This is a genomic window from Parahaliea mediterranea (assembly GCF_017255185.1).
GTDB lineage: Bacteria > Pseudomonadota > Gammaproteobacteria > Pseudomonadales > Halieaceae > JAFKCZ01.
Window position 1 is genome coordinate 291,022 of sequence record NZ_JAFKCZ010000007.1, and the last position, 22,684, is coordinate 313,705.

Annotated in this window: 23 protein-coding genes; 12 read left to right on the plus strand and 11 right to left on the minus strand. The window is 67.1% G+C overall.

Annotated elements, in window-relative coordinates:
* Positions 1-15 precede the first annotated feature (15 nt).
* From rpoZ to JYP50_RS11640, 4 genes are all read right to left on the minus strand, one after another.
* Entirely contained in the window at positions 16-276 is a 261-nt protein-coding gene (gene rpoZ, locus JYP50_RS11625; protein WP_206560686.1) for a DNA-directed RNA polymerase subunit omega, read from the minus strand.
* 256 nt (positions 277-532) lie between these two features.
* Positions 533-1,150: a guanylate kinase gene (gene gmk / locus JYP50_RS11630; protein ID WP_206560687.1), complete on the minus strand. Its 618-nt coding sequence runs from the start codon at positions 1,148-1,150 to the stop codon at positions 533-535.
* An 88-nt stretch (positions 1,151-1,238) separates the two neighbouring features.
* Positions 1,239-4,325, minus strand: a complete 3,087-nt coding sequence (locus tag JYP50_RS22160; protein WP_206560688.1) for a diguanylate cyclase domain-containing protein — start codon at positions 4,323-4,325, stop codon at positions 1,239-1,241.
* A complete protein-coding gene (locus JYP50_RS11640) occupies positions 4,322-5,179 on the minus strand; it encodes a YicC/YloC family endoribonuclease (protein WP_206560689.1) in 858 nt (285 codons plus the stop codon). The genes JYP50_RS22160 and JYP50_RS11640 overlap by 4 nt, the downstream gene beginning before the upstream one ends.
* A 124-nt stretch (positions 5,180-5,303) precedes the next feature.
* Between JYP50_RS11640 and rph the strand changes: the two genes are divergently transcribed.
* Entirely contained in the window at positions 5,304-6,026 is a 723-nt protein-coding gene (gene rph, locus JYP50_RS11645) for a ribonuclease PH (protein ID WP_206560690.1), read from the plus strand.
* Between the two features lie 44 nt (positions 6,027-6,070).
* Here the strand turns inward: rph and JYP50_RS11650 are convergent, their stop codons facing one another.
* Positions 6,071-6,841, minus strand: a complete 771-nt coding sequence (locus tag JYP50_RS11650; protein WP_206560691.1) for an exodeoxyribonuclease III — start codon at positions 6,839-6,841, stop codon at positions 6,071-6,073.
* 243 nt (positions 6,842-7,084) lie between these two features.
* Here JYP50_RS11650 and pyrE point away from each other — a divergent pair, with 243 nt between their 5' ends.
* Together pyrE and JYP50_RS11660 are read left to right on the plus strand one after the other, a co-directional pair.
* On the plus strand, positions 7,085-7,729 hold the full coding sequence (gene pyrE / locus JYP50_RS11655; RefSeq protein ID WP_206560692.1) for an orotate phosphoribosyltransferase: 645 nt from the start codon (positions 7,085-7,087) through the stop codon (positions 7,727-7,729).
* Positions 7,730-7,769: 40 nt separating this feature from the next.
* Complete coding sequence (locus JYP50_RS11660; protein WP_347136773.1) at positions 7,770-8,498, plus strand: hypothetical protein; 729 nt, start codon at positions 7,770-7,772, stop codon at positions 8,496-8,498.
* 6 nt (positions 8,499-8,504) lie between these two features.
* Here the strand turns inward: JYP50_RS11660 and slmA are convergent, their stop codons facing one another.
* From slmA to coaBC, 4 genes are all read right to left on the minus strand, one after another.
* Complete coding sequence (gene slmA / locus JYP50_RS11665; protein WP_206560693.1) at positions 8,505-9,149, minus strand: nucleoid occlusion factor SlmA; 645 nt, start codon at positions 9,147-9,149, stop codon at positions 8,505-8,507.
* 107 nt (positions 9,150-9,256) lie between these two features.
* The gene (gene argB / locus JYP50_RS11670; RefSeq protein WP_206560694.1) at positions 9,257-10,159 is read right to left on the minus strand and encodes an acetylglutamate kinase; all 903 of its coding nucleotides are present in this window, start codon (positions 10,157-10,159) and stop codon (positions 9,257-9,259) included.
* A 51-nt stretch (positions 10,160-10,210) separates the two neighbouring features.
* Positions 10,211-12,829 (minus strand): phosphomannomutase/phosphoglucomutase, encoded by a 2,619-nt coding sequence (locus JYP50_RS11675; RefSeq protein ID WP_241263056.1) that lies wholly within the window; start codon positions 12,827-12,829, stop codon positions 10,211-10,213.
* A gap of 53 nt (positions 12,830-12,882) precedes the next feature.
* A complete protein-coding gene (gene coaBC, locus JYP50_RS11680; RefSeq protein WP_206560695.1) occupies positions 12,883-14,106 on the minus strand; it encodes a bifunctional phosphopantothenoylcysteine decarboxylase/phosphopantothenate--cysteine ligase CoaBC in 1,224 nt (407 codons plus the stop codon).
* Between the two features lie 311 nt (positions 14,107-14,417).
* On the opposite strand from coaBC, the gene radC reads away from it, so the two are divergent.
* The 5 genes from radC (at position 14,418) to JYP50_RS11705 (ending at position 17,549) form a co-directional block, all read left to right on the plus strand.
* Positions 14,418-15,092: a RadC family protein gene (gene radC / locus JYP50_RS11685; protein ID WP_206560696.1), complete on the plus strand. Its 675-nt coding sequence runs from the start codon at positions 14,418-14,420 to the stop codon at positions 15,090-15,092.
* Between the two features lie 641 nt (positions 15,093-15,733).
* The gene (gene rpmB / locus JYP50_RS11690; RefSeq protein WP_206560697.1) at positions 15,734-15,970 is read left to right on the plus strand and encodes a 50S ribosomal protein L28; all 237 of its coding nucleotides are present in this window, start codon (positions 15,734-15,736) and stop codon (positions 15,968-15,970) included.
* A 28-nt stretch (positions 15,971-15,998) separates the two neighbouring features.
* Positions 15,999-16,154, plus strand: a complete 156-nt coding sequence (gene rpmG, locus JYP50_RS11695; RefSeq protein WP_116367864.1) for a 50S ribosomal protein L33 — start codon at positions 15,999-16,001, stop codon at positions 16,152-16,154.
* Positions 16,155-16,318: 164 nt separating this feature from the next.
* The gene (gene mutM / locus JYP50_RS11700) at positions 16,319-17,134 is read left to right on the plus strand and encodes a bifunctional DNA-formamidopyrimidine glycosylase/DNA-(apurinic or apyrimidinic site) lyase (protein WP_206560698.1); all 816 of its coding nucleotides are present in this window, start codon (positions 16,319-16,321) and stop codon (positions 17,132-17,134) included.
* A gap of 52 nt (positions 17,135-17,186) precedes the next feature.
* Complete coding sequence (locus JYP50_RS11705; protein ID WP_241263057.1) at positions 17,187-17,549, plus strand: hypothetical protein; 363 nt, start codon at positions 17,187-17,189, stop codon at positions 17,547-17,549.
* A gap of 17 nt (positions 17,550-17,566) precedes the next feature.
* On the opposite strand, the gene coaD is transcribed toward JYP50_RS11705, so the two are convergent.
* Together coaD and rsmD are read right to left on the minus strand one after the other, a co-directional pair.
* Positions 17,567-18,058, minus strand: a complete 492-nt coding sequence (coaD, locus tag JYP50_RS11710) for a pantetheine-phosphate adenylyltransferase (RefSeq protein WP_206560699.1) — start codon at positions 18,056-18,058, stop codon at positions 17,567-17,569.
* 65 nt (positions 18,059-18,123) lie between these two features.
* Positions 18,124-18,759, minus strand: a complete 636-nt coding sequence (gene rsmD / locus JYP50_RS11715; protein ID WP_206560700.1) for a 16S rRNA (guanine(966)-N(2))-methyltransferase RsmD — start codon at positions 18,757-18,759, stop codon at positions 18,124-18,126.
* Between the two features lie 81 nt (positions 18,760-18,840).
* Between rsmD and ftsY the strand changes: the two genes are divergently transcribed.
* The 4 genes from ftsY (at position 18,841) to rpoH (ending at position 22,681) form a co-directional block, all read left to right on the plus strand.
* The gene (ftsY, locus tag JYP50_RS11720) at positions 18,841-20,016 is read left to right on the plus strand and encodes a signal recognition particle-docking protein FtsY (protein WP_206560701.1); all 1,176 of its coding nucleotides are present in this window, start codon (positions 18,841-18,843) and stop codon (positions 20,014-20,016) included.
* Positions 20,013-20,675: a cell division ATP-binding protein FtsE gene (ftsE, locus tag JYP50_RS11725; RefSeq protein ID WP_206560702.1), complete on the plus strand. Its 663-nt coding sequence runs from the start codon at positions 20,013-20,015 to the stop codon at positions 20,673-20,675. The genes ftsY and ftsE overlap by 4 nt, the downstream gene beginning before the upstream one ends.
* Positions 20,672-21,643, plus strand: coding sequence for a permease-like cell division protein FtsX (gene ftsX / locus JYP50_RS11730; RefSeq protein ID WP_206560703.1), 972 nt, complete (start codon positions 20,672-20,674; stop codon positions 21,641-21,643). The genes ftsE and ftsX overlap by 4 nt, the downstream gene beginning before the upstream one ends.
* 183 nt (positions 21,644-21,826) lie before the next feature.
* On the plus strand, positions 21,827-22,681 hold the full coding sequence (gene rpoH, locus JYP50_RS11735) for an RNA polymerase sigma factor RpoH (RefSeq protein WP_206560704.1): 855 nt from the start codon (positions 21,827-21,829) through the stop codon (positions 22,679-22,681).
* Positions 22,682-22,684 lie beyond the last annotated feature (3 nt).

A 22,684-nucleotide genomic window follows, 5' to 3' on the forward strand; every position in this document is an offset into this window, starting at 1 on the left:
GGATGCCGCTCGCGATTACACCGACTCGCTGGCCTCCATGACCTCGGCCAGTTCCTCTTCCGCGTCCAGTTCGTCCTCGCGGCTCAGGATGTCCGGGGTAATCAGGCTCTCGGCGATCTCGCGCAGGGCGATCACGGTGGGCTTGTCGGACTCTTCCTCCACCAGTGGATCCTTGCCGCCGGTGGCCAGTTGCCGGGCCCGCTTGCTGGCGACCATCACCAGTTCAAAGCGGTTGGCTACGTGTTCCAGGCAATCTTCAACGGTTATGCGTGCCATGCGTCGTTACTTTCCCATGCAGTGCGACGCCGGGAGTGCGTTCCGGGCCGCGGATCAATTTGTCTCAAATTGGATTGAGTCGTGTGGAGAGCGATTGCGGGACCCTGCCAGCGCCATCGGCGCGGGGACTCGTCTCTCCACTCTCTCATCTCTGTTCTGGCCGGGCGGCTGTGCCGCGCCGGGGGACCGCCTAGTATACCGCATTGCCCCGGGGGGGCGTCCAGCCCGCCGGGAGGGTGAATAATGCCGCCCGCCGCTAGCGCAGCAGGTCGGCGAGCATGCCGTCGAGCTCCGCCGCCTGCCGGGGGGTGCGCAGGCGCTGGCAGGTAATGATGGCGCGCAACTCCGCCAGCGCCAGGTCGAAGTCGTTGTTGACCACCAGGAAGTCCGACTCAATGTAGTGGGACATCTCCTCCACCGCCTGCGCCATGCGCGACTCGATGATGGTCCGCTCGTCCTGTCCCCGGCCGACCAGGCGCTGTTCCAGGGCCTCCCGGGATGGCGGCAGGATAAAGATGGCGATGGTCTCGGGCAGCAGGTGCTTGACCTGGGCCGCTCCCTGCCAGTCGATTTCCAGGACCACGTCGGTGCCTTCCGCCAGCTGCTGTTCCACCCAGGCCTGCGAGGTGCCGTAGAGGTTGCCGAACACCCGGGCGTGTTCGAGGAAGGCGCTCTCACCCAGCATTGCGGTAAAGGCCGGTTCGTCGACGAAGTGGTAGTTCACGCCGTCGCGTTCCCCCGGGCGAATCGCGCGGGTGGTGTGGGACACCGACACCCGCAGCCGCTCGCTACTCTCCACCAGGGCCTTGACCAGGCTGGTCTTGCCCGCGCCGCTGGGGGCCGAAACCGTGTAGAGAGTGCCTTTTCCGCTCATGGGGCATGCTGGTCCTGTGTTGGGGGAAAAGGCTATTGTACCCGGATACCCGGGTGGGGTGTCATGCTCCGCGCGGATACCGCGCGCCTCATGCCGCCGGTGCTGGGCCGCCCCGTCGGATGCGGACCAGTCCGGCGGCTTCCAGTGTTTCCAGGTCGTCGTCCAGGCGATTCGCCAGGGGCGCCCGCGTCTCCACCAGGCACCAGTCGTCGCGACCCGAGTGCTTGACCTGGTAAAGGGCCTTGTCGGCCAGGGCGACGGCCTGCTCCCAGGCGCCCGCCTCGCCGTCGCCCCGGGCCGGGGGAAAGCGCGACAGGCCGACGGAGCAGGTCAATTTTACCTCGCGGCCGCTGTCCAGGAAGAAGGATCGCTGCCGTAGCGAGCGGATGATGCGCTGCGCAATGCCGGTCATCTCGCCCTCGGGCAGGGCCTGGAAGACAATCATGAACTCCTCGCCACCCCAGCGCAGCACGTGATCGCGGGGGTGCACCAGCGCGCGCAGGCAGTCGGCGAAGCGGGTGAGAATCTGGTCGCCGCCATCGTGGCCGAACTGGTCGTTGATGCGCTTGAACAGGTCGATGTCGAGTAGCGCGACCAGCATGCAGCTGCCTGGCGCGCCGTGCCCGGCCAGCTGCCGCTGCTGGAATGCGCGCAGTTCCGGCACGATATGCTCGTTGAAGTAGCGCCGGTTCCACAGGCCTGTCAGGGGGTCCGTCAGACTGGTCGTTTTCAGCTGCCGGCTGTATTCCCGCAAGTGGGTATTGGCGACCCGCAGCTCCTCGGTGCGCTCGGCGACCAGCCGGCTCAATTGTTTTTCCCGGCTTGCCATGCGCCGGGTATTGAGGCGGAAGGCGGCGGCTAGCGCCAGCAGCGTACCGGCCCCCGCGAGGCCGCGAGCCACCGCGGTTTCGTACCAGCGGGGTGCGATATGGATCGGCAGCGTCGCGGGTTCCGGCGACCACACGCCGACATTGTTGCTGCCGCGGATTTCGAAGCGCAGCTCCCCCGGGGGCAGGTTGGTGTAGTAGGCCACTCGTCGCAGGGGGTCGTCGAGGGGCTGCCAGGCGTCCTGGTAGCCCTGCAGCCGGTATTCCATGCGCACGCTGCCGGGGTCCTGGAAGCTCAGGGCGGTAAAACCGATGTCGAGATCGCGCTGGTCGCTGGCCAGGCGCAGCGGCTGGTGGCGACCCGCCGCCCGCCACTGCCCGTCGAAGCGCGCGCGATCGATGCGCAGGCGCGGCGGGTGCGGGTTGCGCTGGATGCGGTCGGTGTGCACCTTGACGATACCGTCGCGGGTCGGGAACCACATGGCATCTTCCAGCAGTGCGGCTCGCGCGTTGCCCGCGCCGTTGCAGCAGGGGGTCATCTGGGCGCCCGCCACGTCGCCGCGCTCGCTGAGAATCATCTCGGTTTGCACGGAGCCGGCGTCCCCGTCGAGAAAGGCGTCGAAGCTGTCGCGGGGGATGCGGAACAGGCCGCGGTTGCCCGCGACCCAAATCTGGCCGGCGTGCTCGAGCAGTGCAAAGCTGGCGTTGGAGGGCAGGCCATCGGCGGCGCTGATGCTTCGCCACTGTCCCCGGTGGTGGACCAGGAGTTTTTCGTTGTGGGTGCCGGCCAGCAGGCGTCCGTCTTCAAGTTCCAGCATCGCCTGCACGGCGTGGCGCCGGGTCAGGCCCGGCAGCCGCCGGAAGCCCTCGCCGGGCCGGTATTCGAGGATGCCTCCCAGGGTGCCGGCCAGCAGGCGGCCGTCGCGGGTCTCCAGCAGGACGCGGGTCTGGTTGTCGCTGTTGGTATCGGCGGGCAGCAGTTGCTGCAGGCGCTGTCCGTCCCAGCGCCAGATGCCGCTATCGCTCCCCAGCCAGTAGCCGTCGTCGCGGCGCAGTATGGCGTTGATCTGGTAGCCGTTGAGCGCCGACAGGGCGCGGGGCCGTTCGACCCGCTGCTCCTCTCGCCACCACCAGTAGAGGCCGGAACGTGTGCCCACCCAGATTCTGTCCGGTTCCGGCAGCAGGCTGTAGGCGTGGGGGTGTGGCTGCCGGGCGCCAGCCACGACGGTCTCGAAGCGGCCCCGGGCGAAGCGCGCCAGGCCGTCGGCGGTACCGACCCACAGGTCGCCGCTGTCGTCCGGCGCCAGTGTCCAGGTCAGTGCCTGGTGCAGCCCCTCGGGGCGGGAATACCGCAGCGCGTAGCCATCCCACCACCGCGAGAGGCCGTAGGACCGGCTGCCCAGCCACAGGTTGCCCTCGTGATCCTCGGCGATGGAGAGTACGTTGCCGTCGATGAACAGGTTGCCGCCGTCGAAGCGGTCGATAACGCGGCGTCCCCGCAGGCGGAGCAACTGGCCGTTGACACCCACCCACAGGGTGTCCGCGCGATCCCGGTAGATGACCTCCACGATGCCGTGACCCAGTGCCGGGTCGGCATCGAAGCGCCGCCACTTGCCGTGTTCACGGTACAGCAGGCCCCGGCTTGAAGCGGCCCAGATGCCCCCGTCATAGCGCGCGAAGCCGCGTATCACGGCGTCGTTGGCCGCCGGTGGCAGGGCCTCCCGCCGCCAGCGGCCGTCCCTGTGGCGCGCCGCGTACCCGCGGCCGCCCACCAGGGTTTCCCCAGCGTGGTGAAAAACCGACCACAGGGGGTCGTGGGGGTCGTCGTCCCGCTGTTCGAGCTTGCCGCCTCGCCACCGCCACAGCCCGCTGCCGGATGCGATCAGGATCGCGCCATCTTCCGTTTCGGCGAACTGCAGGACGTCGATGGCGCGCCCGTCGCCGGGGACGACGGCGTGGAATTGTCCTTCGTGCCAGTAGGCCGCCCCGCGCTGGGTGCCCACCCACAGGCGGGCGCGGGTGTCCACGTACAGTGTTCGGGTCAGGCGTGTGGGCAGCGCGGGGTAGCGGTCGGGGTCGAACAGTTCAAAGCGGGTGCCGTCGAAGCGGCTGAGGCCGGCCTGGGTGCCGGCCCAGATATAGCCGTCGGGGCCCTGCACCGTGGCGAGTACCGTGACCTGGGGCAGGCCGTCCTGGATGCTCCAGATTGCGCTTTCGAACTGGTGGATGCGCATGTCCGGCGACAGTGCCTGGGCGATCAGCGGCAGCCACCAGGCGATCAGGGCGACACCCAGGCCACCGATGACGCGACGGATGCGCGGAGGGGACATCGCGGGCCGGGGTTTCACTCGATATTCTGGATCTGCTCCCGCATCTGCTCTATGAGGACCTTGAGCTCCACGGCGCTGGCGGTGGTGCTGCTGGCGGTGGATTTGGACGACAGGGTATTGGCCTCGCGGTTGAATTCCTGCATCAGGAAGTCGAGGCGACGACCGCAGGGGCCGCCTTTTTTCAGGGTTCGCCGCACTTCGCCGATGTGCGCGTCGAGCCGGTCCAGCTCCTCGTCGACGTCGGCTTTTTGCGCCATGTACACCAGTTCCTGTTCCAGCCGCCCGGGGTCGGCGTCGGTGTCCAGCTCCTCGATGCGGGCCACGACCCGTTCCCGCTGCTGGCGCAGCAGCGCGGGCAGGTGCTCGCGGGTGCGCGCGACTTCGCTCTCCACCTGCTCCAGGCGCTCCAGTACCAGGGCGGCGAGCTTTTTACCCTCGCGGGCGCGATTGTCGCGCAGGGTGGTCAGCGCCCGCTTGAACAGCTCGTCCGCCGCCACCTGCAGGGCCTGCTCGGCGCCCTCCGGGCTGACGCAGACCCCGGGGAACTGCAGCACCTCGAGGGGGTTCAGCGGCTGGCTCCCCGGGAGCTGGTCGGCGACGGCCCGGGCGGCGGCGAGAACCTCCGCTAGGCGCGATTGGTCCACCGACAGCGGGCCGCCCTGGGCCGACGCCTGGTGTTGCAGGCGCAGCATGCAGTCGAGTTTGCCCCGCGAGAGACCGCGGGTGGCCTGCTCGCGAAAGCCGCCTTCCAGTGCGCGCAGCGCATCGGGCATCTTGAAGCTGCAGTCCAGGTAGCGGTGATTGACCGAGCGCAACTCGATAACGAGCGTGCCGTGGTCCGTGGCCAGGGACTCCCTGGCGAAGGCGGTCATGCTGTGAATCATGGCGTATATGAGCAGGTTGCGTGGGCTTCGAGTGTAGCAGCTTGCCGCGCCTGCATCACGCCGGCCGCTGCCTTATACTGTGCGCCCGTTCAAAGTACCCAGGAGAATCCGTATGCAGCGGCCGAGTGGACGCGCGCCCGATCAATTGCGCGAGGTCAATATCACCCGCAACTATACCTGCCACGCGGAGGGCTCGGTGTTGGTGGCCTTTGGCAACACCAAGGTGATTTGCACGGCCTCGGTGGAGGAGGGGGTGCCCCGTTTCCTGCGCGGCACGGGCAGCGGCTGGGTGACCGCCGAATACGGCATGCTGCCCCGCTCCACCGGCACGCGCATGGGGCGCGAGGCGGCCCGCGGCAAGCAGGGCGGGCGCACGGTGGAGATCCAGCGCCTGATCGGCCGCTCCCTGCGCGGGGCGGTGGACCTGAAAAAGCTGGGTGAAAACACCATCACCATCGACTGCGATGTCATTCAGGCCGACGGCGGCACGCGAACCGCGTCGATCACCGGGGCCTGTGTCGCCCTGGTTGACGCCATCAACCACCTGCAGCGGCGCAAGAAGATACTCGACGACCCCCTGCTGCAATTGGTGGCGTCGGTATCGGTGGGGGTCTACCGGGGGGTGCCGGTACTCGACCTGGACTACCCGGAGGATTCCGCCGCCGACACCGACATGAACGTCATCATGGGCGAGGACGGCGGCTTTCTCGAGGTGCAGGGCACCGCGGAGGGCGCGGCCTTCGACCGCGGGGCGCTGGACGCGATGCTGGACCTGGCGGCCGGGGGGGTACGCGAACTGGTCGCGCTACAGCGCCAGGCCCTGGCGGAAGGCTGAGGGCGTGCAAATCAATAGATAGGGATATCTATTGATTTGCCTAATTAAGCATTTAGCTCGATGTCGTAATCCATGATGATCGGCGCGTGGTTGGAAAATTCCCGCGCCTTGTAGATCGCGCCGTAGTCGACGTTGTACTTGAGCCCCTTGGACACGATCTGGAAGTCGGTGCGCCAGCCGTTGCCCTCGCGGTCACCGTCCGGCCACCAGCTGAACTCGTCCCGGTCGGAGTTGATCTCGCGGAAAGCGTCCACATAGCCGGACTCCAGCAGTTCGTCCATCCACTGGCGTTCTTCCGCCAGGAAACCGGGGCGATTGCTGTTGCGCTCGGTGTCCTGGACATCGGCCGCGGTGTGGGCGATTTGCCAGTTGCCGCAGAAAATGAACTCGCGCCGCTTGTTGCGTATTTTCAGCAGGTGGTTCTTCAGCAGTTCGAAGAACTCGGACTTGCGCGCCAGCTGCTCGGCGTTGCCCGGCTCCGCGCTGGGTGCCAGCAGGCAGCCCACGCTCAGGTTCTCGTAGTCCGCCTGGATGTAACGGCCTTCCATGTCGAAGTCGGCGAAGCCCAGTCCGGTCATGATCGCCTTGGGTAGCTGCTTGCAGTAGATGGCGACACCATTGGCCTTGCCGTTGACGTCGTCAAAAAAATACGCGTTGTAGTCCTTGGGGAAGTACAGGTCGTCCTGCAGGTCGTACTCGCTGCACTGCAGATCCTGAACGCAGATAAACTCCGCATCCTGTTCGTTCAGCCAGTCGTAAAACCCCCGACCGGCAGCGTTTTTGATGCCGTCGGCGCTGAAGCTGATAATCCTCATTCTTGGCCCCTTGTTACGAGAGCGTGTATGATACCTGAGCCTGCCGGTTCAGAACACTTTGCCGGCGTATCCGTTAGATACCTCGTCACCTGGCAACCTGTGGTCCCAGTCGGACAGGCGTGCGGCCCCTCGCGGTTGAGGCCTTGTTATTATCTGGCGTTCGGGTTCACGGCAGTTATACAACAAAATACCGGCCGGTGGAATCCGCATCCGCCCATCGGGCTCAACAGGACCCAGTAGACCATGCAAGCATACCAGTCCGAATTCATTGCCCTGGCGCGCCGCTATGAGGTGCTCCGGTTCGGCGAATTCACGCTCAAGTCCGGGCGTGTCAGCCCCTATTTCTTCAATGCCGGCGCCTTCGCCAGCGGTCGCGCCCTGGCCGCCCTGGGGCGCTGCTACGCCCAGCGTATCGTCGATGCCGGGGTCGAGTTCGATGTCCTGCTCGGCCCCGCCTACAAGGGGATTCCCCTGGCCGCGGCCACCGCGGTGGCGCTCGCCGACCAGCACGACCGCGACGTGCCCTTCGCCTACAACCGCAAGGAAGCCAAGGCTCACGGCGAGGGCGGCGTACTGGTGGGGGCGCCCCTGGAGGGTCGGGTGCTGGTGATCGACGACGTGATCACCGCCGGCACCGCGGTGCGGGAGGTCATGGCGATGATCGACGCCGCCGGCGCCACGCTGGCGGGAGTGGCCATCGGGCTCAATCGCCAGGAGCGGGGGGCGGGCGAGCTGTCGGCAATACAGGAAATCGAGCGCGAGCACGGGATCCCGGTGCTCAGCATCATCGATATGGCGCATATCATCGAGTACCTGGAGTCCCGCGGCGATGCCGGCGAGGCCCTGGCCGCGATGAAGGCCTATCGGGCGCGCTACGGCGTTGATTGAGGCGCGCGCCGGCCGGTGCGGTGGCCCGGGTGGCGGTCCCGTGTACAAGCCGCCCCGGGAGGCGCCGCTTGTCTACTTCGGGGCCAGGTTTTATATTGGCGCCATGAAATTCGATCCCGCGTTTTTTGCCCGCTTGTTGCTCTGCGCGCTGCTCGGTGTCTCCGGCGCGCACGCCGCGGAAAAACGCCTCTATCGTTATACCAATCTCGAGGGCAATGTGGTCATTGATGACCGCGTGCCCAGCGAGTTTGTGGGCAATGGCTACGAGGTCATCAACAGCAAGGGCGTGGTATTGGATGTCGTTCCCCGCAATATGACCGCGGAGGAGCGCGCGGCCAGGGAGCAGCGGTCGCGGGCGGAGGTGGAAGCCGCCGAGGCCCGCAAGCGGTCCCTGGAGCGCGACGAAAACCTGCTGCTGCGCTACAGCACCATCGAAGACATCGAGGCCGCCAAGGAGCGCGCACTCAGCCAGTTGCGTATCCGCATCAGTATTCTCAAGAGCAATCGCGGCAGCCTGAAGCAGAAAATGGAAGTGATGCAGGCCCAGGCCGCCGACGTTGAACGGCAGGGCCGCAAAGTCGATGACAAGCAGCTCGAGGCAATGGCTGATATGCGCGAGGAGTTACTCAACACCGAGCAGAGCATCGAGCTTCGCCATGCCGAACTCGAGAAAGTCACGGCTGCGTTCGACGACGATATCGCGCGATTCAAGGAGTTGCTGACACTGGTGGAGTTGCGCCGTCGCAAAGAGCGCGGTGATATTCAGTAGCGGCGATTATTCCCCGGCCGCGGCGAAGGAGCTGGCTTGCCCGGCCATGGGCCTGGGCACGGCTTCCCTGAAGAACCCGCCGACCAGCAGCGCCCACTGATCCCGCCAGCCCTCGGTGGGCGAGCGGCTGAAGCCGCTGCGCACGAACTGGGAAATGCGCCCTTCCGCCGCCGCCATCAGCAGGTTGGCGGCCTCGGGCAGGGGGATGACCGGGCGCAGCCCCTCGCGCAATTCCGCTTCGCGAATGACCTGTTTCAGCTGGGTTTCGAAGCGGTCGAAAAGCTGCGCCACGCGATGGTGCAGGCGCTCGGTTTCACCCGCGAGGGCGTCGCCGGTGAGGATGCGGGTAATGCCGGGGTTGCGTTCGGTAAAGGCCAGCAGCAGGGTCAGCATCTTCTCGCAGCGGCCGGCCGCGGTGGTCTCCTCGTTGAGAATGATGGCGATGCGGCTGAACAGGGCGTCCTCGATGAACTCGATCAGTCCCTCGAACATCTTCGATTTACTGGGGAAGTGGCGGTAGAGCGCGGCCTCCGACACCCCCACCTGCCGCGCCAGGCCCGCCGTGGTAATCCGGTTGCCCGGGTTGGCCTCCAGCATTTGGGCCAGCGCCTCGAGAATCTGCTGCCGGCGTTGTGATTTTTTGGGAGACATTGCGCTCACAGTCGGAACCCGATGCCGGTAATGCTAGCGGTAACCACCTGCCCCTGCAATAACGCCGGCCGCCTTGGCGGGCTTTTTTCCATCGCGCGCCGATAAACTCAGCTATCGCGGTTGGAGATCAGGGTGCCGATGCCCTCGTCGGTGAAGATTTCCAGCAATACCGCGTGGGGGACCCGGCCGTCGATGATATGGGCGCTGGACACGCCCGCTTTCACCGCGTCCAGGGCGCAGCCGATTTTGGGCAGCATGCCGCCGCTGATGGTGCCGTCGGCGATCAGTGCGTCCACCTCGCCGGTGCTGAGGCCGGTGAGTACCTTGTCCTCACGGTCCATCAGGCCGGAAACATTGGTCAGCAACATCAGTTTCTCGGCGCGCATCACCTGGGCGATCTTGCCGGCGACCAGGTCGGCGTTGATATTGTAGGTGTTGCCCTCGGCGTCCACGCCGATCGGGGCGATCACCGGGATGAAGTCGCTGTCGAGGATGACATTCAGCACGCCGATGTCGATATGCTCGACCTCGCCGACATGGCCGATGTCGACGATCTCCGAGGCGCCCAGTTCCGGGCTGTAGCGATTGACTTTCAGCTTGCGCGCGCGAATCAGGCCGCCGTCCTTGCCCGTCACGCCGATGGCCTTGCCGCCGCTGCGGCTGATAGAGGCGACAATCTCCTTGTTGACGCTGCCCCCCAGCACCATCTCCACCACGTCCATGGTCTCGGCGTCGGTGACCCGCATGCCGTTGACGAACTCGGTGTGGATGTTGAGTTTTTCCAGCAGCTTGCCGATCTGGGGGCCGCCGCCGTGTACCACCACCGGGTTCATGCCCACCAGTTTCATCAGCACGACGTCGCGGGCGAAGCTCTCGTGCAGCTGGGGGTCCACCATGGCGTTGCCCCCGAACTTCACCACCACGGTGCGGCCGTTGAAGTTCTGGATGTAGGGCAGGGCCTCGGTGAGTACCCGGGCGATTTGCAGGGCGGATTCTCGGTTTAGCGACATTGTCTTTCCACGTGTGTCTGTATGCGGGTGAAGAAGGGGGCTCGGCGGGGCCTAAAAGGGCAGTTGCAGCTCGGGTTCGACCCGCGCCACCTGTTCCCGAAAAGTCCGCTTGATGGCCTCCAGGTGCTCCGCCGTGTCCGCCTCGAAGCGGGCGGTGAGGGCGGCGCTGGTGTTGGAGGCGCGCAGCAGGCCCCAGCCAGTGTCAAAGTCTACCCGGATTCCGTCCAGGTTGTTGACTTTTCCGGCGCCGAAATCGGCCTCCCTGGCAATTTTCTGCATCAGCGCGAATTTTTTCCGCTCTTCCACCGGTACCAGGATTTCCGGGGTGTTCTCCGTGCGCGGGAAGTCTTCCAGGGCCGCGTCCAGCGACTGGTCGTGGGTGCTGAGAATTTCCGCCAGGCGCCCGGCGGCGTACATGCCGTCGTCGTGCCCGTACCAGCGTTCGCCGAAGAAGATATGGCCGCTGAACTCGCCGCCCAGCAGCGCGCCGGTCTCGGCGATTTTTTGTTTCATCAGCGCGTGGCCGGTCTTCCACAGGACGGGGCGGCCGCCGTTGTGGGTGATCAGCCGGGCGAGGTGGCGGGTGCATTTGACGTCGAAGACCACGTCCGCGCCGGGGTTGCGTGAAACCACATCCTGGGCGAACAGCATCATCAGCAGGTCGGCGCGCACGATGGCGCCGCTGCCGGTGACCACGGCCACGCGATCGCCGTCGCCATCGAAGGCGACGCCGAAGTCGGCGTGTTCCGCCCGCACCGCGGCGCACAGGTCATCCAGGTTGCGCTCGTCGCTGGTATCCGGCGGATGGTTGGGGAAATTGCCGTCGATTTCGCAGTACAGGGGGATCACCTCGCAGCCCAGCTCGGTGAACAGGCGAGGCGCGATGTCGCTGGTGGCGCCGTTGCCGGCGTCGATCACGATCTTCAGCGGCACCGCGATGGCGATGTCGCCGGCGACCTCGTCGATATAGGCGGGCACGATATCCTCGGTGATCACGCGCCCGCGGGTGTAACCGGCGTCGCCGCCGCTGGCGGACGCCATGCGCCGGCGAATGTCCTGGATGCCGCCGGCGGCCATGGTCTGCCGGTCCAGCACGATCTTCAGGCCGTTGTCGTCCCGCGGGTTGTGGCTGCCGGTGACCATGATGCCTGCCTGGGAATCCAGGTGCTGGGTGGCGAAGTACAGCAGCGGGGTTGGCACCAGGCCGATATCGATCACGTCGAGGCCGCCATCCAGCAGGGCGCTGATCAGCTGGCTGCGGATGCGGGGGGTCGAGATCCGGCCGTCGCCGCCGACGATCACGCTGCTTTCTCCGCGCTCGGCCGCCATCTCGCCCACGGCGCGACCGATGCGGTACACCAGCTCATCACTCAGGTCGGTGTCGGCATGGCCGCGGATATCGTAGGCGCGGAAGATGTGCTCCGGAAAGCCTTCCGGTTCGCCGCCCTCTTCCCGGTCCAGTTCGAGGTCCAGTTCCAGTATCTGCGAGTCGGCGGGTTCCGCCTTGTCGAGAATATCGCTGGACTGGTACAGGAGGCTGCTGGGTTCCGCTTCGGCGATGATGCCCCCGGCAGCGTCCGCTTCCGTGTCGGCGAGGACAGTTTCCGTTTCCCCTTTTTCGTCGCTTTCCGGTGCCGGCGCGGCGGGGCCCTCGTGGCTTGCGCGCCGCAGTTGACGGCCGATGGCGGCCAGCTCGGGCAGGCCCAGCGTAAGGCGGGAGCGCGAGGACGCCCTGGACAGCAGCAGGGCGGTTTCCCGGCGTACCCGCTGGCGGTACAGGAGCGCGGTGAGCAGTATCCCCGCAAAGGCGCCGGCCATGCTCAACCCGGCGGCCGCGTACAGCGCGCCGCGATCCGCGGCCAGCGAGTCGAGCAGTTCGTCGCTGGGGGTGAACGCCACGCGCCAGCGGGTGTCGGCGAGACTCGCGAGGGCGGTGATCTGCGCCCCGCGCTGGCTGGCGGTACCGGCGCTGGCGATGTCCTGGCTGAGTGTGTTGCCGCGCTGATCGGTATATAGCTGCTGCAGGACCGCCTTGCCCGCGGACCCGGGCAGGCGCAATTGCTGCTGCAGCCGGGTATTGTCGATGGTGACGAGCACCGCGCCCCGGCGTCCGTCCGCGTCCGCTTCGCCGACCGCTTGCGCCATGGAGGCGAGCCAGCGCCCCTCGTGGGCGTAGGACTCTGCCGCCGGGGGCTCGCCCTCGGCGGCCCGGCGCACCAGGTCCACTTCAATGTGATTGCGCAGTCCCCAGGCGGTGTTGGCCAGCACCGCGGTGCCGAGCTCGCCCAGGGGCAGGATGCGCAGGCTGACCGCGTCGGGGAAGAAGGACAGGGCGCTTTGCTCCGCCTGGCGGAGCTCGCTGGCGTCGGCGCCGGCGAGCGACTGCCCGGCGAGTATCGCGGTGGCGGCGCTGGCCACCCGCTCTCGCAGCTGTTCCAGGTAATTGTCGACTCCGCGCGCGGCGGTTGCGGCGTGGGCCTGGGTGATTCGCTCGGCCATCGCGCCTTCCTGCCTGGGTGCCTGGACGGCGGCGATATAGGTGAAGGCCAGGCCTGTCGTCAACAGTGCGAGAAGCAGGCCAATCGCGACAATGATGGGGAAGGTGTTGCCCCGGGTGTCGATATTTTGCGGTGGCTTGGTGCCGGTCTTTTTGTTATTGCGTTTTGCCATCGGGGAAGCGTATCGCCTGTGTGTCATATTACGGGTGTGAGTGCCGACTGAAGCTAAAGTGCGCTGTCGCCCCTGTTGCCGGCCGATGCATGCCGCTCGGCGATCAGGGCCACCAGCTCCCTGGCCAGGTTGTGCTTGGTGGCCCGGGGCAGTTGCGAGGCGCCGTCGCGCCAGATTGCCGTGACCTCGTTCTCGTCACTGGCGAAACCCAGGTCCGCCTTCGACACGTCGTTGGCCACGATCAGGTCGAGGTTTTTGCGTTGCAGCTTGTCCCGCGCGTAGTCGACGACGTCCTGTGTTTCGGCGGCGAAGCCCACGGTAAAGGGACGGGGCGTGCCATTGGCGATGGCGGCGACGATATCCGGGTTGCGGATCAGCTTCAGGCTGCTGTGTTCCCCGCCTTTTTTGATCTTCTGTTCCCGCACCGTGGCCGGGCGGTAGTCGGCCACCGCGGCGCAGGCAATGAAGATGTCGCAGTCCGCCACCAGCGCCTGGCAGGCGTCGAGCATGTCCCGGGCGCTTTCCACGTCGACGCGCCGCACATGGGCTGGCGTGTCGAGGTGCACGGGGCCGGAGACCAGGGTCGTCACCGCGCCCGCCTCCGCCGCGGCGCGGGCCAGGGCGTAGCCCATCTTGCCCGAGCTGTGGTTGCTCAGGTAGCGCACCGGGTCGAGCGCCTCCCGGGTGGGGCCGGCGGTGATCACCAGTCGCAGGCCCGCCAGCGCGCCGCTGTCGAACAGGGCCGCGGCCCGCTCGGCGATCAGCGCGGGTTCTTCCATGCGCCCCGGGCCCACATCGCCACAGGCCTGCTCGCCGGCGGCAGGTCCCACCAGCTTGACGCCGCGTTCAGCCAGCCGCGCGACATTGGCCGCGGTGGCGGGGTCGCGCCACATTTGCTGGTTCATGGCCGGCGCGAGGAGAACCGGCGCCGGGGTCGCCAGGGCCAGGGTGGTGAGCAGGTCGTCGGCCCGGCCGCCGGCCAGGCGGGCGATCAGGTCGGCGGTGGCCGGGGCGATGAGCAGCAGGTCCGCCCAGCGCGCCAGCTCGATGTGGCCCATGCCCAGCTCGGCCTCGGCGTCCAGCAGCTCGGTGTGCACCGGGTTGCCGGAGAGGGCCTGCAGCGTGAGGGGGGTGATGAATTCCTGTGCCCCCCGGGTCATCACCACGCGCACGCTGGCGCCCAGGGATTTCAGCTGGCGTACCAGCTCGGCGGATTTGTAGGCGGCGATGCCGCCACTGACGCCGAGCACGACATTGCGATTAAAAAGATGTGCCATCGGGGCTTCCGAACTGGGAAACTGTTCACCGGCTGCGCGGGCCGGGCTCGACTCTCCACCCGTGCCGCCACGGACTTTGCGGTCAGGCGGTACGGGTAGCGGGCTACGGCAAGATACCACCCCCCTTTGTCGCTTGTCACCGCTGGGCGGCAATCCGCTGGGCGGCATTCCGCTGGGCCGCATCCGGTCGGGCGGCGATCCGCTGGGCGGCATTCCGCCGGGCGGCATTCCGCTGGGCGGCGATCCACTGGGCCGCATTCGGTCGGGCGGCACTCAGCCTGGCCGCCGCTGGCACAAGGAGGTGCGATGCTATGGCGATCCCGGAGTGGGGCGCGGGCGAGGGCCCGCGCGACAAACTGTTGCAGCGCGGCCGTCATGCGGTCAGTGACGCGGAGTTGCTGGCGGTGCTGCTGCGTACCGGCAGCCGCGGGTGCAGCGCCCTGCAGCTGGCGCGGGACCTGCTGGCGCGCTTTGGCGGCATCGGCGGCGTGCTGGGGGCCCCGCGCGAGCAATTGCTCGCCTGCCTGGGCATGGGGGACAGCAAGCTGGCGGTGCTGCAGGCGGCGCAGGAGCTGGCGCGACGCGGTGCGCAGGAGGAATTGGTGAGCGGCGACGCGCTCACCAGCCCCCAGCGAACCCGGCAGTTCCTGCAGCACCACCTGGGCGGGCGCGACCGAGAGGTCTTTACCTGCCTGTTCCTGGACAACCAGCATCGCTTGCTGCACTGCGAGGACCTGTTCTACGGCACCCTGGACGGCGCCGCGGTCTATCCCCGGGAGGTGGCGGTGCGGGCCCTGCAATACCGCGCCGCGGCGGTGATCCTGGCGCACAATCACCCCTCGGGGGTGGCCGAGCCCAGTCACGCGGACCGGCGTATTACCGAACGTCTGTGCCAGGCCCTGGAGCTGCTGGATATCCGCGTGCTGGACCACATCATCGTCGGTCGCGGGGAGGCCTGCTCCTTCGCCGAGCGGGGATTGCTGTAGGGTCGAATTCATTCGACCGAAAAGCGGCGCAATGAATTCCGCCCTACACGGCCGGGAGCTATTCCCATGTCGGACCGAATGCATCCCGCCCACACGGCCCGGAGGCATTCCCATGTCGGACCGAATGCATCCCGCCCACACGGCCCGGAGGCATTCCCATGTCGGACCGAATGCATCCCGCCCACACGGCCCGGAGGCATTCCCATGTCGGACCGAATGCATCCCGCCCACACGGCCCGGAGGCATTCCCATGTCGGACCGAATGCATCCCGCCCACACGGCCCGGAGGCATTCCCATGTCGGACCGAATGCATCCCGCCCACACGGCCCGGAGGTATTCCCATATAGGGCCGAATGCATCCCGCCCACACGGCCCGGAGGCTTTCCCATATAGGACCGAATGGATCCTGTCCACACGGCCTGGAGGCTTTCCCATACAGGGCCGAATGAAACCCGCCCCGCAGGGGGAGGCACCCTTGGCCCGCGCAGGGTCGACGTTATTCGACCAAAAAACAGCGATTGACTTGCTCGCCCCCGCCCGTTCTGGTATAAATGCGCGCCTCGCGCGGCTGGGGTCTCCATGCGACCCACAAAGCCACACCAATTTTTTATGAATTCCCGGGTTTGTGGGAGAGACAATCATGGCAAGAGTCTGTCAGGTCACCGGCAAGCGTCCGGTTACTGGTAACAATGTATCACACGCAAAAAACCGCACCCGTCGCCGTTTTTTGCCCAATCTGCACCAGCACCGTTTCTGGGTTGAGTCCGAGAAGCGCTTTATTACCCTGCGGGTTTCCAGCAAGGGTATGCGCATCATCGACAAAAAGGGTATCGAGAATGTTCTCGGCGATATCCGCGCCCGTGGTGAAAAGGTCTAAACGGCTTTTTAGCTGAGGGAGAATATCGATGAGAGAAAAAATTCGCATGATTTCGTCAGCGGGTACCGGTCACTTCTATACCACTGACAAGAACAAGCGCACCACCCCGGACAAGCTTGAAATGAAGAAGTACGACCCGGTCGCGCGCAAACACGTCATGTACAAGGAAGGCAAGATCAAGTAAGCCTGCCCGACCTTGTAAGCCCCCAAAACCCCGGCCTCCGCCGGGGTTTTTTGTAGGTGCGGGATTTGCGTCGCGGCCGGGCTCGTCGCCCGGAGCGATGAATCCGCCCGCCTCTCTTTGGCGGGGGGTGTATAGTGGCGGAGCCCTGCGATCCGGAGTCCCTTGTGCCCGAGTTACCCGAAGTCGAAACCACGCGCCGCGGCATCGCGCCCTACGCCGAAGGCCGGCGGGTGGAGGCGCTGCTGGTGCGCGAGCCGCGCTTGCGCTGGCCGGTGCCCGAAGCCCTGCCCGCGAATCTGCGGGGACAGCGCATCGAGCGCATCGAGCGGCGCGCCAAGTACCTGTTGTTCCACACGGCGGCGGGGACCCTGCTGGTGCACCTGGGGATGTCGGGTTCGCTGCGGGTGCTGCGCGGCGCGGCGCCGCCACCGAAGCGTCACGACCACATCGATGTGCTGCTCAGTGGCGGTGATACCCTGCGCTTCAACGACCCGCGCCGCTTCGGTTGCTTCCTGTGGCTGCCATCGGGGGAGTCCCATCCGCTGCTGGAACACCTGGGGCCGGAACCGTTATCGCCGGACTTCGACGGCGAGTTGCTCTATCGGCGCTCCCGCGGCCGGCGCGGGCCGGTAAAAAGCTTCCTTATGGACGGGCGCATCGTGGTGGGCGTCGGTAATATTTACGCCAACGAAGCGCTTCACCTGGCGGGGATTCGTCCGGATCGCAGTGCCGGGCGCATCGCCAGGGCCCGCTACGAGGTCCTGGCAGAGCGCGTGAAGCAAGTGCTTACTTCTGCTATAGATCAGGGCGGAACTACGCTCAGGGATTTTGTGGGCGGTGACGGCAAGCCGGGCTACTTCGCCCAGCAGCTGTACGTCTACGGCCGCGCGGGCCAGCCCTGCAAGACCTGCGGCGCGCCGCTGCGGGAGCGGCACCTGGCCCAGCGCAGCACCGTCTATTGCGTGACCTGCCAGCGCTGATCAGGCTACACTGTTCAGCCTCAGGGGAACGGGAACACCCGGGGAGTGGAGAATGACAATAAAACCGATGACACGTCGGCTGGCGGCGGCCGCCGTGATCGCCAGCCTGGCCCTGCCGCAGGCGCTGTGGGCCCAGGAAGCGATCGACGAGAGCCCGAGCGCGGGCGCCATGGTCGGCGACCTGCTGGTGGCGCGGCCCTTCGGTCTGGTGATGACCGTGGGTGGCGCCGCGGCCTTCGTGGTGAGCCTGCCTTTCACCCTGTTGGCGGGCCACGCCAGCGAGGCCGCGGAAACACTGATGGTCGGGCCGGCCAAAACCACCTTCATGCGCTGCCTGGGTTGCCGCGAAGTGGGTTACACCAACAAGGATATCGAGCGCGCCAGGGAGGCGCGGGGCGAGTCGGCGGCTGAGTAGCCGCCCGCCGCGCAGTCTCAGGTAGGGGCGCTGAAGCGCTCCTTCAGGGCCATCGCCACCGGCGGCGGCACGAAGGGTGTGATATCTCCGCCCAGCGAGGCGATTTCCCGCACCAGGGACGAGGAGATGTAGGACAGGTGTTCCGAGGGCGTGAGGAAGATGCTCTCGAACTCCGGATTCATCGCCCGGTTCATATTGGCCAGCTGGAATTCGTATTCGAAATCCGCCACCGCGCGCAAGCCGCGCAGCACGCAGCGCGCCCCCTGCTGCTGTACGAAGTGGGTCAGCAGGATGTCAAAGCCCCGCACCTCCACATTGTCCAGGTGGGACAGGCACTGCTCCGACAGCGCGACGCGCTCCTCCAGCGAAAACAGCGGCCCCTTCTTCTGGCTGTGGGCAATGGACACCACCACGCGATCAAACAGGCGCGATGCGCGCTCCACCAGGTCCACGTGGCCGTTGGTGATGGGGTCGAATGTGCCCGGGTAGATAATGGTTTCTTTGCTCATATTGGGACTCGCTCGGCGACCGAAGGCGGATGGTAAACAGTCGCGCCGGCGCGCGCAATCGGTCGCTACCCGTCCCCGGGGGTGAAGTACAGGCGGTAGATCACGCCGCCGGCGCGTTTTTCCCGGTGCAGGTGCCAATCGGCGGGCAGCTCCGGCGAGGCCTCTCCCGCTCCGGTTTCCAGGTAGATGCGCGCACCCGGGCGCAACAGTTTTCGCTGGTCGAGCAGTCGGCAGGCGGGCGCCGCGAGGCCCTGTTCGAAAGGGGGGTCGATAAACACAATATCCCAGCCCGGCGCGGCCTGCTCGAGAAAGCGGTCGGCCGGGCCGCCGTGGCACGTGCCCATGCTCCGCGCCTCGAGAGTCTCCAGGTGCGCCACCACCCGTTGCAGGTTGCCGCTGTTGGTGTCCACGAAATCGCAGTGCCGCGCGCCGCGCGACAGGGCTTCCAGGCCCAGCGCCCCACTGCCGCAAAACAGGTCGAGGCAGCGGGCGTCGCGGATATCCGGTGCGAGCCAGTTGAACAGGGTTTCGCGCACCCGGTCAGTGGTGGGGCGCAGGCCCTCGGCGGGGGTGAAGGCCAGTTTGCGGCCGCGCCACCGGCCGCCGATGATGCGCAGCCGCGAGTCGCCGCCCCGGCCGGTTCGCTCGCCGCCCGGGCGCTGTTGGTGTGCCCCGCGGGGCCCGCTGTTGTGCCGTGGCATTTCTTCGTCCAGTGCAAGGGTGGTAGGATACGCGACTGCGCAGAAGTCCCGTCTGCGAACCTTACACCACCACGACAGATTATGAAGTTTTTCAGACGCAAGAAAGCCGCGGATAAACCGGCGGCGGCGCCCGACGCCGGCCCGGTGACGCAACCGACCGAACCCGCGGAGCCCGCCGTTGAGCAAGCGCCGGTGCCGGCGCCGGACGCCCAGGTGCCCGCACCGGAAGCCGGGCCGCCAGTCGCGCCGGAAACCGCCGCGACCGCTTCCGCGCAAGCCCCGGCGGCCGCGGATACAGCGCCGCCGCCCGAGCCCGCTGCCAAGGAGGCGGGTTTTTTCCGTCGCCTGCGCCGCGGCCTCGGCCGCACCAGCGACAACCTGGTGCAGGGCCTGGGAACCCTGTTCCTGGGCAGCAAGGAAATCGACGACGAGTTGATGGAGGAGCTGGAGTCCCGCCTGCTGCTGGCGGACGTCGGCGTCGACGCCACCGTGGAGATTATCGAGCGCCTGACCCAGCGCGTGTCGCGCCGCGAGCTCACGCGCCCGGAAGCCCTCGAGCAGGCCCTGAAGGAAGAGCTACAGGCGCTGCTTGAGCCCTGCGAGCTGCCCCTGGATCCATGCGGTCACAAGCCCTTCGTGATCCTGATGGTGGGCGTGAACGGGGTGGGCAAGACCACCACCATCGGCAAGCTCGCCCAGCGCTATCGGGACCAGGGCCTTTCGGTGATGCTGGCGGCGGGGGATACCTTCCGCGCCGCGGCGGTGGAGCAGTTGCAGGTTTGGGGCGAGCGCAACGGCGTGCCGGTGGTCGCCCAGCACACCGGCGCCGATAGCGCCTCGGTGATCTTCGATGCCCTGCAGGCCGCCCAGGCTCGCGGCACCGACGTGCTGATCGCCGACACCGCCGGGCGGCTGCACAACAAGGACCACCTGATGGAAGAGCTGCGCAAGGTGGTGCGGGTGATGGGCAAGCTGGACCCGGAGGCGCCCCACGAGGTGATGCTGGTGCTGGACGCCGGTACCGGCCAGAACGCCCTGTCCCAGGCGGCCCAGTTCCAGCAGGTGGTGGGCGTGAGCGGCATCACCCTGACCAAGCTCGACGGCACCGCCAAGGGCGGGGTGATTTTCGCCATCGCCAAGAAACTGCGCCTGCCCATCCGCTATATCGGTGTGGGCGAGTCCCTGGAGGACCTGCGGCCCTTCGAGGCCGAGCCCTTTATCCGCGCGCTGTTCGAGCGGGACGACGCCCCTGCATGATCCGTTTCGACCGGGTGACCAAGCGCTACGAGGAGGGCCACGACGCCCTGCGCGAGGTCAGCCTGGATATCGCCCGTGACGAGCTGGTGTTCCTCACCGGCCACTCCGGCGCCGGCAAGAGTACCCTGCTGCGGCTGGTTATGCTGATGGACCGGCCCAGTCGGGGCAAGGTCCTGGTGGACGGGCGCGACCTGGCCTCGGTGGGCTCCCGCGGTATCCCGCGCCACCGCCGCAACATCGGCGTGGTGTTCCAGAACCACCAGCTCCTGTTCGATCGCAATGTTTTCGACAACGTCGCCCTGCCATTGGTGATCGCCGGCTACGACCACCGGGAAATCGGCCGCCGGGTGCGCGCCGCGCTGGACAAGGTGGGCCTGCTGCAGCGCGAGCGGGCGCTGCCGGTCACCCTCTCCGGCGGCGAGCAGCAGCGGGTGGGGATTGCCCGGTCGGTGGTGGGGCGGCCACGCATCCTGCTGGCGGACGAGCCGACCGGCAACCTCGACCCGGCGCTGTCGGCGGAGATCATGCAGCTGTTCGAGGACTTCAACCAGGTGGGGGTGACCGTGCTGATCGCCAGTCACGACCTGGCGCTGATCTCGCGCCTGCAGCACCGCATCATCACCCTGCGGGACGGGCGCCTGCTGGGGGCCGCCGCGTGAAGGGCGCGGCCGCCGCGCCGCGCCGCGAGGGCGCCAGCGCCAGCCGGACCCGCCTGCGCGACCACTATCGCGCCTGGCGCGACCACCACTCCCTGTCCGCCGCCGACAGCCTGCGCCGGGTGTTGGACAGCCCCGCCTCGAGCCTGCTGACCTGGCTGGCCATCGGCATCGCCCTGGCGCTGCCCGTGGCCTTGGGCGTGGCATTGGAGAACGCCCGCGTCGTCAGCGGCAGCTGGGATAGCCCGGCGCGCATCTCCCTGTTCCTGGCGCCCGCGGTGGATGACGGTACAGCCGCGTCGCTGCATGCCCGGCTGGCCGCGCGGGGCGACGTGGCCGAGGCCAGCCTGGTGTCCCGGGAAGCGGCGCTGGCCGAGTTCGCGGAGCTGTCGGGCTTCGACGACGTGCTGGCCAACCTGGACGACAACCCCCTGCCCCACCTGGTGCTCGTCACCCCCGCGACCGGCGTGGCTCCCGACGCGCTGCAGGCCGAGTTGGCCGCGCTGGACACGGTGGACCAGGCGGTGCTGGACATGGCCTGGGTGCAGCGCCTGAACAGCCTGATGGATCTGGGCCGGCGGCTGGTGTGGGCCCTGGCCGGCGTGCTGGTGTTCGGCGTGGTGCTGATTCTCGGCAACACCATCCGCCTGGCCATCGAGAGCCGGCGCGAGGAGATCGTGATCGTCAAGCTGGTGGGCGGCAGCAACGCCTTTGTGCGGCGTCCCTTCCTCTATACCGGCCTCTGGTACGGGGTGGGGGGCGGCGCCATCGCGGCCCTGCTGGTGCTCTGCGCGCTGTGGTACCTCGACGAGCCGGTGAGCCGGCTCGCGCAGCTCTACCAGAGCGACTTCCACCTCGTCGGCATCGGCCTGATCGGCAGCCTGCAGCTGGTGCTGCTGGGCGGGGGCCTGGGCCTGGCCGGCGCCTGGCTCGCGGTGTCCCGGCACCTGGGGGCCATCGAGCCCCGTTGATCGCCGGCGCGGCAGCGGTCGCCGCCGGTCCGGCGCTGCGAGCCATTGCCTTGTGGCCCGCTAAGTCGCTGATTTCTAGTTAATAATTCATAAATGTACGCGATACTGACGGAACTATTGCGTGATTAGCACTCTAATAGCTTGAGTGCTAGAATCAGCACGCTGAACATGGAGAACCCTCAGATGAGCAAGACCCTTCAGCCTGTCGACCAGATGGTGCCGGGCGCAAACCTTACGGCCTATGTACAGGCCGTGAGCAGTATCCCGCTGCTGAGCGCAGAGCGGGAGCGGGAATTGGCCGAGGACCTGTACTACAACGACAATCTCGAGGCCGCGCGCGAGCTGGTGATGTCGCACCTGCGCTTCGTGGTGCATATCGCCCGCAGCTATACCGGCTACGGCCTCGCCGAGGCGGACCTGATCCAGGAGGGCAATGTCGGCCTGATGAAGGCGGTGCGGCGCTTCAATCCGGAGAAGGGCGTGCGCCTGGTCTCTTTCGCCGTGCACTGGATCAAGGCCGAGATGCACGAATACATCCTGCGCAACTGGCGCATCGTCAAAGTGGCCACCACCAAGGCCCAGCGCAAACTGTTCTTCAACCTGCGCAGCGCCAAGAAGAGCCTGGCCTGGCTGACCCCGGAGGAAACCCGGGCGGTGGCCGAGGACCTGGGCGTGGACGTGAACGAAGTACAGCGCATGGAGGGTCGTCTGAGCAGCCGCGACGTGGCCTTCGACTCGCCGCTGGACAGCGATGACGACGACGCCTGGCAGGCCCCCCAGTACTACCTGGAGGACAAGCGCTCCGACCCCGCCGTGGCGGTGGAGTCCAGCGACTGGCGGGAAAACAGCGAGGAGCAGTTGCACCGCGCCATGGCCGACCTCGACGACCGCAGTCGCGACATCCTCGCCCGGCGCTGGCTGGCGGAGGAGAAGGCGACCCTGCACGAGCTGGCCGACCACTACGGCGTCTCCGCCGAGCGCATCCGCCAGCTGGAACAGAACGCCATGAAGAAACTGCGGGTCGCGATCGCGGCCTGATGT